This is a genomic window from Streptomyces sp. NPDC003379 (assembly GCF_053589195.1).
Window position 1 is genome coordinate 82,985 of sequence record NZ_JBSFRK010000005.1, and the last position, 15,387, is coordinate 98,371.

Annotated in this window: 14 protein-coding genes; 8 read left to right on the forward strand and 6 right to left on the reverse strand. The window is 72.4% G+C overall.

Translation table 11 applies throughout. The annotated features are described in order from the left end of the window. Positions 1-338 (forward strand): hypothetical protein (locus ACWDVB_RS06580; protein WP_451611946.1); only part of this gene is annotated, 338 nt, incomplete at its 5' end. On the opposite strand, the gene ACWDVB_RS06585 is transcribed toward ACWDVB_RS06580, so the two are convergent. From ACWDVB_RS06585 to ACWDVB_RS06605, 5 genes are all read right to left on the reverse strand, one after another. After that, complete coding sequence (locus ACWDVB_RS06585) at positions 282-1,133, reverse strand: DMT family transporter (RefSeq protein ID WP_451517366.1); 852 nt, start codon at positions 1,131-1,133, stop codon at positions 282-284. The genes ACWDVB_RS06580 and ACWDVB_RS06585 overlap by 57 nt on opposite strands. Further along, entirely contained in the window at positions 1,130-1,672 is a 543-nt protein-coding gene (locus tag ACWDVB_RS06590) for a YbaK/EbsC family protein (RefSeq protein WP_451517365.1), read from the reverse strand. The genes ACWDVB_RS06585 and ACWDVB_RS06590 overlap by 4 nt, the downstream gene beginning before the upstream one ends. Before the next feature lie 126 nt (positions 1,673-1,798). Next, entirely contained in the window at positions 1,799-3,565 is a 1,767-nt protein-coding gene (locus ACWDVB_RS06595) for a penicillin-binding transpeptidase domain-containing protein (RefSeq protein ID WP_451517364.1), read from the reverse strand. 160 nt (positions 3,566-3,725) lie between these two features. Then, on the reverse strand, positions 3,726-5,357 hold the full coding sequence (locus ACWDVB_RS06600) for a penicillin-binding transpeptidase domain-containing protein (RefSeq protein WP_451517363.1): 1,632 nt from the start codon (positions 5,355-5,357) through the stop codon (positions 3,726-3,728). Positions 5,358-5,450: 93 nt separating this feature from the next. Beyond that, positions 5,451-7,190 carry a dolichyl-phosphate-mannose--protein mannosyltransferase gene (locus tag ACWDVB_RS06605; RefSeq protein WP_451517362.1) on the reverse strand — a complete coding sequence of 580 codons (1,740 nt, stop codon included), beginning with the start codon at positions 7,188-7,190 and terminating at the stop codon, positions 5,451-5,453. Positions 7,191-7,312: 122 nt separating this feature from the next. Here ACWDVB_RS06605 and rsmI point away from each other — a divergent pair, with 122 nt between their 5' ends. From rsmI to ACWDVB_RS06640, 7 genes are all read left to right on the forward strand, one after another. Beyond that, positions 7,313-8,176, forward strand: coding sequence for a 16S rRNA (cytidine(1402)-2'-O)-methyltransferase (gene rsmI / locus ACWDVB_RS06610; protein ID WP_451517361.1), 864 nt, complete (start codon positions 7,313-7,315; stop codon positions 8,174-8,176). A gap of 172 nt (positions 8,177-8,348) precedes the next feature. Then, positions 8,349-8,753 (forward strand): hypothetical protein, encoded by a 405-nt coding sequence (locus ACWDVB_RS06615; protein WP_451517360.1) that lies wholly within the window; start codon positions 8,349-8,351, stop codon positions 8,751-8,753. A 68-nt stretch (positions 8,754-8,821) separates the two neighbouring features. Further along, on the forward strand, positions 8,822-9,709 hold the full coding sequence (locus tag ACWDVB_RS06620; RefSeq protein ID WP_451517359.1) for a TatD family hydrolase: 888 nt from the start codon (positions 8,822-8,824) through the stop codon (positions 9,707-9,709). A gap of 89 nt (positions 9,710-9,798) precedes the next feature. Then, the gene (locus tag ACWDVB_RS06625; RefSeq protein ID WP_451517358.1) at positions 9,799-11,199 is read left to right on the forward strand and encodes a ubiquitin-like domain-containing protein; all 1,401 of its coding nucleotides are present in this window, start codon (positions 9,799-9,801) and stop codon (positions 11,197-11,199) included. Positions 11,200-11,359: 160 nt separating this feature from the next. Next, positions 11,360-12,226 carry a 16S rRNA (adenine(1518)-N(6)/adenine(1519)-N(6))-dimethyltransferase RsmA gene (gene rsmA, locus ACWDVB_RS06630; protein WP_451520012.1) on the forward strand — a complete coding sequence of 289 codons (867 nt, stop codon included), beginning with the start codon at positions 11,360-11,362 and terminating at the stop codon, positions 12,224-12,226. Continuing rightward, the gene (locus tag ACWDVB_RS06635; protein ID WP_451520011.1) at positions 12,223-13,110 is read left to right on the forward strand and encodes a 4-(cytidine 5'-diphospho)-2-C-methyl-D-erythritol kinase; all 888 of its coding nucleotides are present in this window, start codon (positions 12,223-12,225) and stop codon (positions 13,108-13,110) included. The genes rsmA and ACWDVB_RS06635 overlap by 4 nt, the downstream gene beginning before the upstream one ends. A gap of 180 nt (positions 13,111-13,290) precedes the next feature. Then, on the forward strand, positions 13,291-14,646 hold the full coding sequence (locus tag ACWDVB_RS06640; RefSeq protein ID WP_451611947.1) for an acyltransferase family protein: 1,356 nt from the start codon (positions 13,291-13,293) through the stop codon (positions 14,644-14,646). Here ACWDVB_RS06640 and ACWDVB_RS06645 read toward each other — a convergent pair. Then, positions 14,624-15,235, reverse strand: coding sequence for a Uma2 family endonuclease (locus ACWDVB_RS06645; RefSeq protein ID WP_451517978.1), 612 nt, complete (start codon positions 15,233-15,235; stop codon positions 14,624-14,626). The genes ACWDVB_RS06640 and ACWDVB_RS06645 overlap by 23 nt on opposite strands. Positions 15,236-15,387: the final 152 nt, after the last annotated feature.

Genomic DNA, 15,387 nt, shown 5'->3' on the forward strand with positions numbered 1-15,387 from the left:
ATCCGCCGGGCACCGGCCATCCGCCGGGCACCGGCCGCCCGCCGGGCACCGGCCATCCGCCGGGCACCGGCCATCCGCCGGGCACCGGCCATCCGCCGGGCACCGGCCATCCGCCGGGCACCGGCCGCCCGCCGGGCACCGGCCATCCGCCGGGCACCGGCCATCCGCCGGGCACCGGCCATCCGTCGGGCACCGGCCGCCCGCCGGGCACCCGCCGCCCCCAGGGCACCCGCCGCATACCCGGCACCGCCGGTCGCCGCCCTCGTGCCGACGCGCTCGCGTCAGCCCGCGTGCAGCATCAAGCCGATTCCCGCCACCATCAAGCCCGCCGCCACTAGCCGCGGTGCCCCGAACCGTTCCTTGAAGAAGATCGCGCCGATCGCCGCGCCGACGATGATCGAGGACTCCCGCAGGGCGGAGATCGGGGCCAGTTCCGCCTTCGTCTGGGCCCACAGGACCAGGCCGTACGCGGAGACCGAGAGGGCCGCGCCCAGGAGGCCCACCGCCGCGAAGGGGCGCAGTCTCGTGGGCAGTTCGCCGCGCCAGCGGTACGCCGCGTACAGCGGGACCCCGATGCCCTCCAGGATCATCAGCCACGCGATGTAGCCCAGGGGCGAGTCGGAGGCGCGTACGCCCAGGCCGTCCACCACCGTGTACGCCGCGATGGAGACGCCCGTCGCGAGGGCCGCGCCGATCGCCGCCCAGTCCGGGCGGCGCCCCGACCCTCGTATGCCCCACAGGGCGAGGCCCGTCAGACCCGCGCACGACACCGCGACGCCCGCCGCCTGCCAGCCGTCCGGGATCTCGCCCGCGAAGACCGCCGCGAGAACGGTGACCACCAGCGGCGCCGTGCCGCGCGCGATGGGGTACGCCTGGCCGAAGTCGCCGAGCTTGAACGACCGCATGAGCAGGGCGTAGTAGCCGACGTGGAGGACGGCGGACGTGATCAGGTACGGCCACGCCTCCGCCGCCGGGACCGCGACGAAGGGGGCCAGGAGCAGGCCGATCAGCGTGCCGCCGCCGGATATGAGCGTGAAGCCGACCAGCTTGTCCGTGATGTGGTGGGCGATCGCGTTCCAACTGGCGTGCGTGACGGCGGCGAGCAGCACCGCCGCCGCGACCAGCGGGGTCACTTCGCGGTCTCGCGCACGTCCACCAGCGCGCCGCCCGCGTGGGCGATCAGCGTCTTGGGGTCCATGGGGAAGACGGCGTAGGGGGTGCCCGCCGCGGCCCACACCACGTCGTGGCCGAGGAGCGAGCGGTCGGCGAGGACGCGGGTCCTGGTGGCGTGACCGAAGGGCGGCACGCCGCCGATGGCGTAGCCGGTGGTCTCCCGGACGATGTCCGCCTTGGCGCGGGTGACCTTCTCGGCGCCCAGCTCCCGGCGTACGAGGTCCACGTCGACCCGGGACGCGCCGTCCATCAGGACCAGCACGGGGGCCCCGTCCGCCGCGAAGATCAGGGACTTGCAGATCTGGCTCAACTCGCAGCCGATCGCGGCCGCCGCCTCCTGCGCGGTACGGGTCTGCTCCGGGAAGCGACGGGCCCGCCCGACCACTTCGGCGAGCCCCAGTTCGCGCAGCGCGGCGGCGAAGCGGGGGTGAGCCGCGGACTCGGCGGCCTCGGCGGACGTGGCGTGCTCGGTCGGTCCGGCGGATTCTGTGGCGCTCATGCCCGGCACGCTAGCGGTCCGTGTACGGGACATGCGACCGCGTATCCGCATGGCGGACAAGGGGGTTCGCCATGCAGTGCGCCAGGCACACCGACGCGCCGGCCGCCGGACGCCGCCCGCCCGCGCTCAGCCCCCGGCCACCAGCATCGCCCGCACCAGCGGTCCCGCCGACTCCCCGCCGTGGCCGCCCTGCTGCACGACCGCCGCCGACGCCAGGTCACCCCGGTACGCGGTGAACCAGCCGTTCGGCTTCTTCTGGCCGTCGACCTCCGCCGAACCGGTCTTCGCGCCCATGTCGGAGCCGAGGCCCCGCATCGGCTCGGCCGCGGTGCCGGCCACCGCCGTGTAGTGCATGAGGTCCCGCAGCGCCGCCGCCGTCGCGCCCGACATCTTGCGCGGGGCCGTCGCCAGAGTGCGGTCGTCCACGTCGGGCGAGACCAGGTAGGGCTGCTTGAACGTGCCCGACTTGACCGTCGCCGCGACCGACGCCATGTTCAGCGGGTTCATCCGCACCGCGCCCTGCCCGATCAGCGAGGCCGCCATCTGGGCGTCCGACTGCACCGGGACCGCGCCGTCGAAGGACGGCACACCGATCGACCAGTTGTCGCGGCCGAGACCGAAGACGTCCTGCGCCTGTACGGTCAGGGAGTCGTTCTCCAGCTTCTTGGCCTGGCTGATGAAGGCCGTGTTGCAGGAGCGTGCGAAGCTCGCCCGGAACGTGCCGTTCTTGATCTGGAACTTGTCGTCGTTCTGGAACTTCCAGCCGCCGTACGTCTCGTACTTCGGACACGGGTGCTTCTTGTCCACCCCGGCGAGCTTCTTCTCCAGGAGCATCGACGCGCTGACGACCTTCATCGTGGAGCCGGGCGCCAGGGAGCCCTGGAAGGCCGTGTTGAAGCCGGTCGGGTTGGAGTTGGCGGCGGCCAGGATCTCGCCGGTGCTCGGCTTGACGACGACCACGGACGCGCGCTGCCGCTTGGCCGTCTCGCGCTCCGCCGCGGCCTGCAACGAGCCGCTGAACGTCGTCTTCAGCGTCCCCGGGGTGCCGGGGGAGAGCGTCAGGAGCGTCTTGTCGGGCGTCGACTTCGCGTCGGCCTTCCGCGTCGAAGCGGCGTCCCCCTTCGAGGACTTCGAGGACTCGCCGTCCGCCCGCACCACCCTCAGCTCCACGCCCGCCTTGCCGCCCGCCTTCTTGCCGTACTTCTCGCGCAGCCCGTCCAGAACCGTGCCCAGCGAGGGGTACTTCGCCGCCGTCATCTCGGCGCCGTCCCGGTCCACCGCCTTGATGGGCGGATCACCCGCCTCGCCGGTGACCAGGCGGTCGCCCGCCTTCAGTTCGGGGTGCAGGACCGAGGGACGCCAGCCGACCAGCGTCTTGCCGTCGCTCTTCCTGCGTACGACCGTCAGTTCGGACTGGTAGGCGAAGGGCTCGCTCTTGCCCTTGTAGGAGACCGTGGCCGCCGCCTTGAACGGCACCTCGGCACCCGACCGCTTGCCTGCCTTGCGTTTCTCGCCCGTCTTGCCCGTCTTGCCCGGCGTCAGCCGCACCTGCGTGAAGTGGCCCTCCTCGCGGTAGGAGGTCAGGGCCTTCTTCGCCGCCGCCCGGTCGTCCGTCAGCGCGGCGGCACCGGCCACGTCGCCCTTGGCCCATGCGGCGAGGAACGCCCGCGAGGTGGCGCGCACCTCGGCGGAGGTCGGCGGCCCCGAGGCCACCGGCTTCTCGTCGACCGTCGAGTCGCCGCCTGGCCCCGAGCCGCCGGAGAGTGCGAACGCGGCGGCTCCCGCACCGCACAGGACGACGGCCGCCGCCCCGCCGAGCACGGCCGGGCGCACCCGCACGTTCCTGAATCCGACGCCGCCCTTGCGCTCGGTGGCGCGCCTTCGCTTGCCCACAAACCCTCCGCAGTTCCCCGGAGCCCCCATGCTCCTCACCGGTTCCTCACCGGAAGGCCACCTTAGAGGCGTACGGAGAAGCCCTTGACCACTTTTTCCCCCGGCCGGACGCCTGTCCGACCGACCCTCTACCCTGCGTCCGCCACCTGCCCCGCGCCCTCTACCCCGCGCGCAGTACGTCCGCGACGATCGGTCCCGCCGCGTCGCCGCCGTGCCCGCCCTGCTGCGTCATCGCGGCGGCCGCCACATCGCCCCGGTAGCCGGTGAACCAGCTGTCGGACTTCGCCCGGCCGTCCACCTCCGCCGACCCGGTCTTCGCGCCGATGTCCCCGGTGAGGCTCGCCATGGTCCGCGCCCCGGTGCCGCTGACCGCCGTGCGGTGCATCATCTGACGCAGCTGCGCGACGGTGGAGGCGGGCAGGCCGCGTGCGGTGGCCAGTTCGCGGCCGTCGAGGGACCTCGGCACGATCACCGGCTGCCGGAACGTGCCCGTCATCGCGGTCGCCGTGACCGACGCCATGTTCAGCGGGTTCATCTGGACCTTGCCCTGGCCGATGGCGTTGGCCGCGCGGTCGGGGCCCGGGGAGGCCGGGACGGCGCCGTCGAAGGAGGGGACGCCGACCTTCCAGTTGCCCTGGCCGAGGCCGAAGCCGTTCTGCGCCTCCTCGGTGAGGGAGGCGTCCGTGAGGCCTTCCTCGTCGACGAGCTTCACGAACGCGGTGTTGCAGGAGCGCGCGAAGCTCTCCGAGAACGTCGCGGACTCGTTCGGTGCCATGCCCTTGAGGTTGGGGAAGGTCTGGCTCTGCCAGGTCGCGGTGGCCGGACAGGGCGCCGCGCCGCCCGCCGTGGTGACGCCCTTGTCGATGAGCATCGCCGCCGACACGATCTTCATCGTCGAGCCGGGCGCCGCCTTGCCGAGGAACGCCGCGTTCCAGGAGTCCTTGCGGTTGTTGGCGACCGCGAGCACCTCGCCGGTGCTCGGCTTCACCGCCACCACCGACGAGTCGTCGTACCGCAGGACCGCCCGCTCCGCCGCCCTCTGCACGGGTGCGCTGAGCGTCGTGCGCAGCTTGCCCGGCCTGCCCTTGGCGAGGGTGAGCAGCGTGCGCGTCCCCGCGTCCTCGTCGGCGTGCTGGACGTACAGCTCCACGCCGGCCGTGCCGCCCGCGCTCTCCCCGTACTTCGCCCGCAGCTCGTCCAGGATCGGGCCGAGCGAGGGGTACTCCTTCTTGCGCAGGACGGCGCCCGCGCGGTCCACCGCCTGGATGGGCGGCGCCGCGGCCTCGCCCGTCACCAGGGTGTCGCCCTCCTCCAGGGAGGGGTACAGGACGGCCTCCGACCAGTCGACGAGCGGGCGCCCCGTGGTCTCGCCCCGCACCACGGTCAGCTGGGAGTCGTAGGCGAAGGGCTTGCTCTTCCCCTTGTACGACACCGTGGCGGAGACGGAGAACGGCACGCGCGTGCCGGACGCCTGCTTCGGGGTGAGCTTCACCTTCATCAGACGCGCGTCGTCGCGGTAGCCGGTCAGGGCGCGCGAGGCCGCCGCGTCGTTGTTCGTGTACGCCGCCGCCCGCCGGGCATCACCGTCGGCCCACGCCGCGAGGAACTTCCGCGTGGTCTCCCGGACCTCACCGCTGCTGGGCGGCCCGGTCTTCACCGGAGCCGGGCCCGCCCCCGACGAGCCGCCGCCCCCGGTCACGCCGTTCACCAAGTTGTACGCGCCATAACCGGCGCCCCCCACCATGACGGCGAAGACCCCGCCGACCAGAGCGGCCTTTGCTCCCTTGCGCACGATGCGCCCCCTCCCCAGGAGCCTTCCCGAAAGGAGATGTCCAGGAAGGTCATTCGTCCGGCACCTTATGGGGAGGCGTCCAGAACCGCGCAACTACACCCACGTATCGAGCCACATTCGGGACCGCCAGGAATCGATGGGGATCGCGGTGCCGGTGTAAATGGGCCAGAAGTAGATGAAGTTCCAGAAGATGAGCAGGACGACGACACCCGACGCCGCGGCTCCCGCCACTCGGCGCCGCTCACTGGACCCCGCCGGCCCCAGCACCGCGCCGATCAGCATCGCCACGGCGAGACAGAGGAACGGCACGAAGACGACCGCGTAGAAGTAGAAGATCGTCCGCTCCTGGTAGAAGAACCAGGGCAGATAGCCCGCGAGCACCCCGCACACGATCGCGCCCGCCCGCCAGTCGCGCCGGAACACCCACCGCCACAGGACGTAGAGCAGCGCGAACGCCGCGACCCACCACAGCAGCGGGGTGCCGAGCGCGAGGACCTCACGGGCGCACTTCTCGGCCGTGCCGGCGGGGCAGCCGTCCTTGCCGGGCAGCGGCGACTCGTAGAAGTACGAGACGGGGCGGCCGTCGACGATCCAGCTCCAGGGGTTGGACTGGTAGGTGTGCGGCGAGGAGAGACCGACGTGAAACTCGTACACGGCGTGCTCGTAATGCCACAGGCTGCGCACCCAGTCCGGCAGCCACGTCCAGCTGCCGCCGCGCCCGCTCGTCGCCGCCCAGTCGCGGTAGTAGCCGCCGGAGCCGTCCGTCGGCGAAAGGATCCAGCCGAGCCACGACACGACGTACGTCGCGAGGGCCACCGGCACCGTCGACACGAACGCCGGGAGCACGTCCCGCTTCAGGACCGCGCGGTAGGGCCGCACCGCCCCGGCGACGCGGCGCGCGCCGACGTCCCAGAAGACGGTCATCAGGCAGAGGAAGACCATGACGTACAGGCCGTTCCACTTCGTGCCGAAGGCCAGCCCCAGACAGAGCCCGGCCGCCCACCGCCACGGCCGCCACCCCAGGCGCACCGTTTCGGCGACATGGGCGTCAGGGCGTACGACACCGTCCTCGTCCACCGAAAGCGCCGCCGCCAGTCTCGCCCGCGTCTTGTCCCGGTCGATCAGGAAGCACCCGAAGGCGGCCAGCACGAAGAACATCAGCACCTGGTCGAGCAGCGCGGTGCGGCTCATCACGAAGTGCAGGCCGTCCACGGCGAGCAGCGCGCCCGCCAGACACCCCAGGAACGTGGAGCGGAACAGCCGCCGCCCGATCCGGCACAGCATCAGGACCGACAGCGTGCCGAGCACCGCCGTCATGAACCGCCAGCCGAACGGGTCGAAGCCGAACAGCCACTCGCCCGCGCCGATCACGTACTTGCCGACCGGCGGGTGCACCACGTACGCCGCGTCGTGCGGGATCGCGATGTCGCCGCCCTGCCGCAGCACATCGTCGTTGATCTTGTCCGGCCAGTTGACCTCGAAGCCGCGGTGGATGAGCGCCCAGGCGTCCTTCGCGTAGTACGTCTCGTCGAATATCACGGCCTTCGGATTGCCGAGATCCCAGAACCGGGTCACCCCGGCGACCAGCGTGATCAGCAGCGGGCCGATCCACGCCGACCAGCGCACCACCTGGCCGGCGGCGGCCTTCGACAGGCCGAGCGTCGTCCACAGCCGGGGACCGGGCTCCGTGTACGGGGGCACCAGCCGCGCCCCGACGTCTTCTCCGGGCCGCGCCACATGGCCGAATCGGCGCAGCCGCCGCTGCCAGGAGAGCTGCTGCTCCTCGGCTGCCTGGCCCTCGCGGGTGTCCGGGGAAGACGCGGTACTGGTCACCGCGCCATCGTAGGGAACCAGACTGTGCGAGTCCTGCCCGTGGCCCGGACTGTGCGAGTCCCGCCTGCGGGCCCTGCGAGGATGGAGCCGTGACAGGAAGCGCAGATTCCCCCGGAACCCTCGTGTTGGCAGGCACTCCCATCGGCGATGTCGCCGACGCGCCGCCGCGCCTCGCCACCGAGCTGGCGTCGGCCGACGTCGTCGCCGCCGAGGACACGCGGCGCCTGCGCCGGCTCACCCAGGCGCTCGGTGTACAGGTCGGCGGCCGCGTCGTCTCGTACTTCGAGGGCAACGAGACCGCACGCACGCCCGAACTCGTCGAGGCCCTCGCGGGCGGCGCGCGCGTCCTGCTCGTGACGGACGCCGGGATGCCGTCGGTCTCCGACCCCGGCTACCGCCTGGTCGCCGCCGCCGTGGAACGGGACATCAAGGTGACCGCCGTACCCGGCCCGTCGGCCGTGCTCACCGCGCTCGCCCTGTCCGGCCTGCCGGTCGACCGCTTCTGCTTCGAGGGCTTCCTGCCGCGCAAGGCGGGCGAGCGGCTCTCGCGCCTGAAGGAGGTCGCCGAGGACCGCAGGACGCTCGTCTACTTCGAGGCCCCGCACCGCATCGACGACACGCTCACCGCGATGGCCGAGGCGTTCGGCGACGAGCGCAGGGCCGCGGTCTGCCGCGAGCTGACCAAGACGTACGAAGAGGTCAAGCGCGGTTCGCTGAAGGATCTCGCCGAGTGGGCCGCCGACGGCGTACGCGGCGAGATCACCGTCGTCGTCGAGGGCGCCCCCGAGAAGAGCGCCGGTGAACTCGGCCCCGACGAGCTGGTGCGCAGGGTGCGCGTGCGCGAGGAGGCGGGGGAGCGGCGCAAGGAGGCGATCGCCGCGGTCGCCGCCGACGCGGGCGTTCCCAAGCGCGAGGTGTTCGATGCCGTCGTCGCGGCAAAGAACGCGGATCGGGGCAGCCCATCGGAGGGCAAAGGACTATCGTGAAAGGCAAAGTGCGGGCCGCGCACCAGGCCCTTTTGCTAAGGAATGGCCAAATCGTCTTCAACGCTCGACAGGTCTGATGCGCTCGCTCCGGGAAAGGCGTCCACTGGTCGAAGGGACGGTGGAGCTTGTCCCTCGGACAAGTGCTTGTCCCTCGGACAAGAGGAGCAGCGGCATGAGTGAGATCGCAGACACCGGCCACCCCCGGACGGCGCTGAATGTCGTTCATGAGTCCTACGCCTTCGCCTGCATGCGCTGCGGGCACGGCTGGGAACAGTCGTACGAGATCGAGCATCACGTGGACACCGCGGGCCAGGAGTTCGTGATGTACCGGGCGGACGGCCTCCACGTGCCCTCGCCGCTCTCCCGGCCGACCTGCCTGAACTGCGGCGGCCATGTCGTGCGGATCATGCGCGCGGGCCAGGTGTCGTCGGTGCTCGACATGATGCGGCGCCAGCACGAGGTCGGCCGGGTCGGGAAGCCGGCGGGGCCGGTGCCGGTCGCCGGCGGAAGCGGACCCCGGCACCACTGGCACTTGTCCGACCTGCTGCACCCCTTCCAGCACCGCAAGGCGCGGTGAGACGCCGCCCCGAACCGGGGCGGTCCGCCGGTTCTCCGGGGCGGGCCGGCGCTTCGTAGGATCGGGGTATGCCTTCGAAGAACGCCGATACGAACGCCGACGTGCCGCCGCCCCTGCCCGAACCGCTCCGGGTGGCGGTAGCCGACTCCCACACCCACCTCGACATGCAGTCGGGCACGGTGGAGGAAGCCCTCGCCAAGGCCGCCTCCGTGGGCGTCGAGACGGTCGTCCAGGTCGGCTGCGACATCCGGGGCTCCCAGTGGGCGGCGCGCACCGCCGCCGAGCACGGCCGGGTGCACGCGGCCGTCGCCCTCCATCCGAACGAGGCGCCGCGCATCGTGCTCGGCGACCCCGACGGCTGGTCCCGGCAGGGCGCGCGCGAGGCGGGCGGCGAGGCCGCGCTCGACGAGGCGCTCGCCGAGATCGACCGGCTCGCCGCGCTGGAGCACGTCAAGGGCGTCGGCGAGACCGGCCTCGACTACTTCCGCACCGGACCGGAGGGCATGGCCGCCCAGGAGCGGTCCTTCCGCGCCCACATCGAGATCGCCAAGCGGCACGGCAAGGCCCTCGTCATCCACGACCGCGAGGCCCACGAGGACGTGCTGCGCGTCCTGAAGGAGGAGGGCGCCCCCGAGCGCACCGTCTTCCACTGCTACTCCGGCGACGCGGCGATGGCCCAAGTCTGCGCGGAGCACGGCTATTTCATGTCGTTCGCGGGAAACGTCACGTTCAAGAACGCGCAGGGCCTGCGGGACGCACTGGCGGTCGCGCCGCTCGAACTCGTACTGGTGGAGACGGACGCGCCGTTCCTCACCCCTGCTCCCTACCGCGGGCGGCCCAACGCGCCGTATCTCATTCCGGTCACGCTGCGTGCCATGGCGGAGGTCCGCGGTATCGAGGAGGACGCCATGGCCGAGGCGGTCTCGGCGAACACGGCGCGCGCTTTCGACTACTGATCGCGACACAGCGTAGTCGTACGACTTTGGAGAGTGACGAAAGCTCCGCTAGGTTCTGTCCGCCCGGTCCGGACCCCTGGAGCGTCATCGTGAGCAGTTCGCAGTACGAGACGTATGAAGCGCCGTATGCGGCGCCGCATGAAACGGCGTATGAGCCGACCGTCCCGTATGGCCACGCGTACGGCCAGGGGTACGGCCACCCGTATGGCCAGGCGCACGGCCAGACGTACGCCCCGCCCGAGTCCCAGGGCGGCTACCCCCACCCCCGCCAGACGACGACTACCACCACCACCGCTACTGCCACTGCCGGCGGCGGGCGGGCCGCGGCACGGCGGGCGGCGCGCCGCAAGGTGTTCAGGGCGCCTCCCAGGGACTCCAGACCGGAGCCCCTTGAGCGCTCCGAGGTGTTGCGGCGCCTCGTGCCGCAGGCGCTCGTCGTCGCCTTCCTCGCGGGTGGCACCTCCGCGTTCGTCGCCGACGACAAGACCGTGCGGCTCAACGTCGACGGCGAGCCCCGCACCCTGCACACCTTCGCCGACGACGTCGGTGAGCTCCTCGCCGACGAAGGGGTCCCCGTCGGCGCCCACGACCTCGTCGCGCCCGCCGCGGGCACCGCCCTGGCCAGCGGCGACGAGATCGCCGTCCGCTACGGCCGGCCGGTCCGGCTCACCCTCGACGGCGAGTGGCGCCAGGTGTGGACGACGGCCCGCACCGTCAGCGGCGCCCTGCGCCAGCTCGGGGTGCGTGCGGAGGGCGCGCACGTGTCGGCCTCCCGCAGCCGGCGCATCGGCCGCGCCGGGCTCGACCTCGCCGTCCGCACGGAACGCACCGTCACGGTCATGGCGGACGGGCGGGAGCGGACCATCCGCACGAACGCGGCGACCGTGCAGGAGGCCGTCGCGGAGGCCGGGGTCACGCTGCGGGGGCAGGACACCACGTCGGTGGCGCCCGACAGCTTCCCGCGCGACGGGCAGACGGTCACCGTCATGCGGATCACCGGGTCGAAGGAGGTGCGGGAGGAGGCGATCCCGTTCGCCGTGGAGAAGACGCCGGACGCGACGCTGTTCCGCGGCACGGAGGTCGTCGTACAGACCGGGCGGCAGGGCGTCCGGCGCATCACGTACGCGGTGCGCACCGTCAACGGCGTCAGGCAGAAGCCGCGGCGGCTCGGCTCCGAGGTGGTGCAGGAGCCCCGCAACCGGATCGTGAAGGTCGGTACGAAGCAGATGCCGTCGTCGGTGGCCGGGGCGGAGGGCCTCGACTGGTCCTCGCTGGCCCGCTGCGAGTCGGGCGGCCGCCCCGGCGCGGTCGACGCCTCGGGCACGTATGGCGGGCTCTACCAGTTCGACACGAGGACATGGCAGAGCATGGGCGGCTCGGGCCGCCCCCAGGACGCCCCATCATCGGAACAGACCTTCCGCGCGAAGAAGCTGTACGTCCAGCGCGGCGCAGCCCCGTGGCCCCACTGCGGCCGCCGCCTCCACGGCTGAACACGCCGGGCCCGCGTCCCTTCAGCCCCTACGCCCACCCATCGACGCGGGGCAAACGGGTGGGTGGGTGGGAGACATCCGCCGCGAAGCGGCGGACCAGGCGCCGCAGGCGAGACCACATGAGGCCCAGGGGCCAGTCACAGCACCGTAACCTGGTGCGGTGAGCACTGAGCACGGCGCCCTCCTCGGCCCCGCCGACATCCGCGAACTGGCCGCTGCCCTGGGCGTACGCCCCACCAAGCAGCGCGGCCAGAACTTCGTCATCGACGCCAACACCGTACGGCGCATCGTCCGCACCGCGGGGGTAGGTCCGGACGACGTCGTCGTCGAAGTGGGCCCGGGCCTCGGGTCACTCACCCTGGCCCTGCTGGAGAGCGCCGCCCACGTCACGGCCGTCGAGATCGACGACGTACTCGCCGCCGCGCTGCCCGCGACCATCGTGGCCCGCCTCCCGGAGAAGACCGACTCTTTCGCGCTGGTGCACAGCGACGCCATGCTCGTACGCGAGCTGCCGGGCCCCGCGCCGACCGCCCTGGTCGCGAATCTCCCGTACAACGTCGCCGTACCCGTGCTGCTGCACATGCTCGCCACCTTCCCGACCATCGAGCGCACGCTCGTGATGGTGCAGGCCGAGGTCGCCGACCGGCTCGCCGCCGCGCCCGGCTCGAAGGTGTACGGCGTACCGTCCGTGAAGGCCAACTGGTACGCCGAGGTGAAGCGCGCCGGCTCCATCGGCCGCAACGTCTTCTGGCCCGCCCCGAACGTCGACTCGGGCCTCGTCTCGCTGGTGCGCCGCACCGAGCCGGTGAAGACCAGCGCCTCCAAGCGCGAGGTGTTCGCGGTCGTCGACGCCGCCTTCGCGCAGCGCAGGAAGACGCTGCGGGCCGCCCTGTCCGGCTGGGCCGGTTCCGCGCCCGCCGCGGAGGCCGCCCTGGTCGCCGCCGGGGTCTCGCCCCAGGCACGCGGCGAGGCGCTGACCGTGGAGGAGTTCGCGCGCATCGCCGAGCACAAGGGGGCCGCCGCGTGAGCGTGACGGTACGGGTTCCCGCGAAGGTCAACGTCCAGCTCGCGGTGGGCGCCGCACGCGCCGACGGCTTCCACGACCTGGCCAACGTCTTCCTCGCCGTGGGTCTCCACGACGAGATCACGGTCACGCCCGCCGACGAGCTCCGGATCACCTGCGAGGGCCCCGGCTCCGACCAAGTGCCGCTGGACCGCACGAACCTGGCCGCCCGCGCCGCCGGACTCCTCGCCGCGCGGTACGGCATCTCCCCCGACGTCCACCTCCACATCGCCAAGGACATCCCCGTGGCGGGCGGCATGGCGGGCGGCAGCGCGGACGGCGCGGGCGCGCTCGTGGCGTGCGACGCGCTGTGGGGCACGATGGCCTCCCGCGAGGAGCTGCTGGGCATCTGCGCCGAGTTGGGCAGCGACGTGCCGTTCAGCCTGGTGGGCGGCGCCGCGCTCGGCACCGGGCGCGGCGAGAGGCTTCAGCCGCTGGAGGTCGGGGGCGACTTCCACTGGGTCTTCGCCGTCGCCGACGGAGGGCTCTCCACACCGGCCGTGTACCGCGAGTTCGACCGGCTCACCCCGGCCGCGCCCGCCCCCGAGGCGTCCCCCGCACTGCTCGCCGCCCTGCGCAAGGGCGACGTCGAGGCCCTCGCCGCCACGGTCAGCAACGACCTCCAGCCCGCGGCCCTCTCCCTCTTCCCCTCACTCCACGACACCCTCGCGGCCGGCACCGCGGCGGGCGCCCTCGCCGCGCTGGTCTCCGGCTCCGGCCCGACGACGGCGTTCCTCACGGCCGACGCCGCCTCCGCACGCGAGGTGGCCGACGCGCTGACAACCTCCGGCACCTGCCGCACGGCCCGGGTGGCGACCTCCCCGGCCCCGGGCGCGCAGGCGGTCTAGCGGGTGCTCAGCGCCCCGAAGGGGCGCGGGGAACTGCGCGACCGGCCACGACGGACCTGCGGCCATGACGGAACCGCGGCCGCATCGGACCCGTTGACACGGAGAAGCGCTCAGGTACTCACCCCCGAATGAGTACGGGCACGCTGACGCCGGAGGCAGACCGCACGCGACCGTACGTCCATGGGATCAAGCGTTCGCGAACTGGCCGAGAAGACGCCCTCCGGGCGTGACCGGTACATCGACCTGCTGCGGGTCGCCTCGCTGGGCACGGTCGTCCTCGGGCACTGGCTGATGGCGGCCGTGACCGTCGGCGACGACGGCCGCGCCGAGGTCGGCAACCTCCTCGCCGTCGTGCCGGAGCTGCAACTCCTCACCTGGGCGATGCAGATCATGCCGGTGTTCTTCTTCGTCGGCGGCTTCTCGCACGCACTGTCGTACCGCTCACTGAGCCTCGGGTCCGAGGGCGGATCGATCTACTCCGCCTTCCTCCGAGCGCGCCTCCAGCGGCTGCTGCGCCCCACCATGGTGTTCATAGGCGTCTGGGGCGCGGGCGCGCTGGCCCTGCAACTCCTCGGCCAGGGCGGCGGCCTCCTCGACATCGCACTCCGCCTGGTCGCCCAGCCGCTGTGGTTCATCGGCATCTATCTGGCGATGGTCGCCTTCACGCCGCCGCTGCTGCGGCTGCACGAGCGGTGGGGCTGGGGCGCGTTCGGCGCGCTCGTGGCGGCGGCGGCCGCGGTGGACGTGGCGCGCTTCGCGCTGGACGTGCCGTACGTCGAGTTCCTGAACTTCGCCTTCGTCTGGCTCGCGGTGCACCAGCTCGGCTTCCTGCGCGCGGACGGCCGACTGCGGCTCCCGTACGTCCTGGCGGGCGCGGGCCTGGCGGGCGCCTCGCTCCTGGTCGCCCTCGGCCCCTATCCCCTCTCGATGGTCGGCATGCCCGGCGAGCGCGTCTCGAACATGGCGCCGCCCACCTTCGCCCTGCTCTGCCACGGCCTGTGGCTGGTCGGCGCGGTGGAACTGCTGCGGGGCCCGGCGACGCGGTGGCTGACGAGGCCGCGGGTGTGGCGCGGCGTGGTGGCGGCGAACGGCATCTCCATGACGGCGTTCCTGTGGCACCTGACGGCGATGCTCGGGGTGTACGGGATGATGCTCGCCCTCGACGTCCCGCTCCCGGAGCCCGCGAGCGCCGCGTGGTGGGCGCAGGTGCCGCTGCGGATGGCGGTGGCGGCGGCCCTGACGGCGGCGCTGGTCACGGCCTTCCGCCGCTTCGAACGCCCCGGCGCGGCGAGGAAGGCCGGTACGCCGGGGGCCGCCTCCGGCCCGACCGCGGCCCTCGGCGTCACCCTCTGCCTCTTCGGGGTGCTCGGCCTGTCGATGGTCGGCTTCGGGGGCCTGTTGGAGGGGCGTACGGCGATGCTGATCGCCGTCCATGTGACGGCACCGGCGGCGGTGGCGATGGCGCTGGTGGGGTGGCTGCTGGTGGAGCGGGCGGGGCGGGGCGCCGCCGTCCTCACAGGTCGTCGATGCCCTTGAGGTCGATGTCGATGTCGAAGGGCACGGAGACCTTGAGGCGGTCGTGATAGATGCCGGTCAGGGCGTACGTACCGGACACCGTGCCGAGTTCGTAGACCTGGACGACAGGGTGATCGTCCTGGCCCGCCATCTCCACCAGCCAGAAGTGGCGGATACCGGCAGCGGCGTACTTGAGCGGCTTGGCGTCCCGGTCGCGTGCCTCCGAGTCGGGGGAGACGACTTCCACGGCAAGAAGGACGTCGGCGGCGGGGAAGGACGTCTGATCGCGGCTCTTGACGGCTTCCTTGCGGACGACGGAGATGTCCGGCTCGGGGCCGTTGCGACGGTCGAGGACGACGGTCATCTCCCGACTCACCCGCATCTCCGTCGGCACGCTGCTGCGGAGCCCGTTCACCAGCAGATCGATGGCGAGGCTGTGGAACAGGCGTTGCGGACTCACGAAGATCAAGCTCCCGTCGATCAACTCAGTGTGCGGCGGGAGGTCGGGCAGCGTGTGCAGGTCGTCCACGGTCCAGCCCTCCGGCGGCGGCACCGGCCATCGGGGCCCGGACACCGGCTCGGAGATCTCGGAAATCGGCTCGGCGGTCATGGTTCCTCCCATGGACGGGATTCTTCGGCCTGCGTCTCCACGGTAGCCGCGCTTTCCTCGAACCGTCATCACAAGGAGTGAGCGAGCCGGTACCCCCAGAGAGGCCGACGGCCCGTCCCCGCGGGCGACTACGCTGGAGGATCGATCGTCCC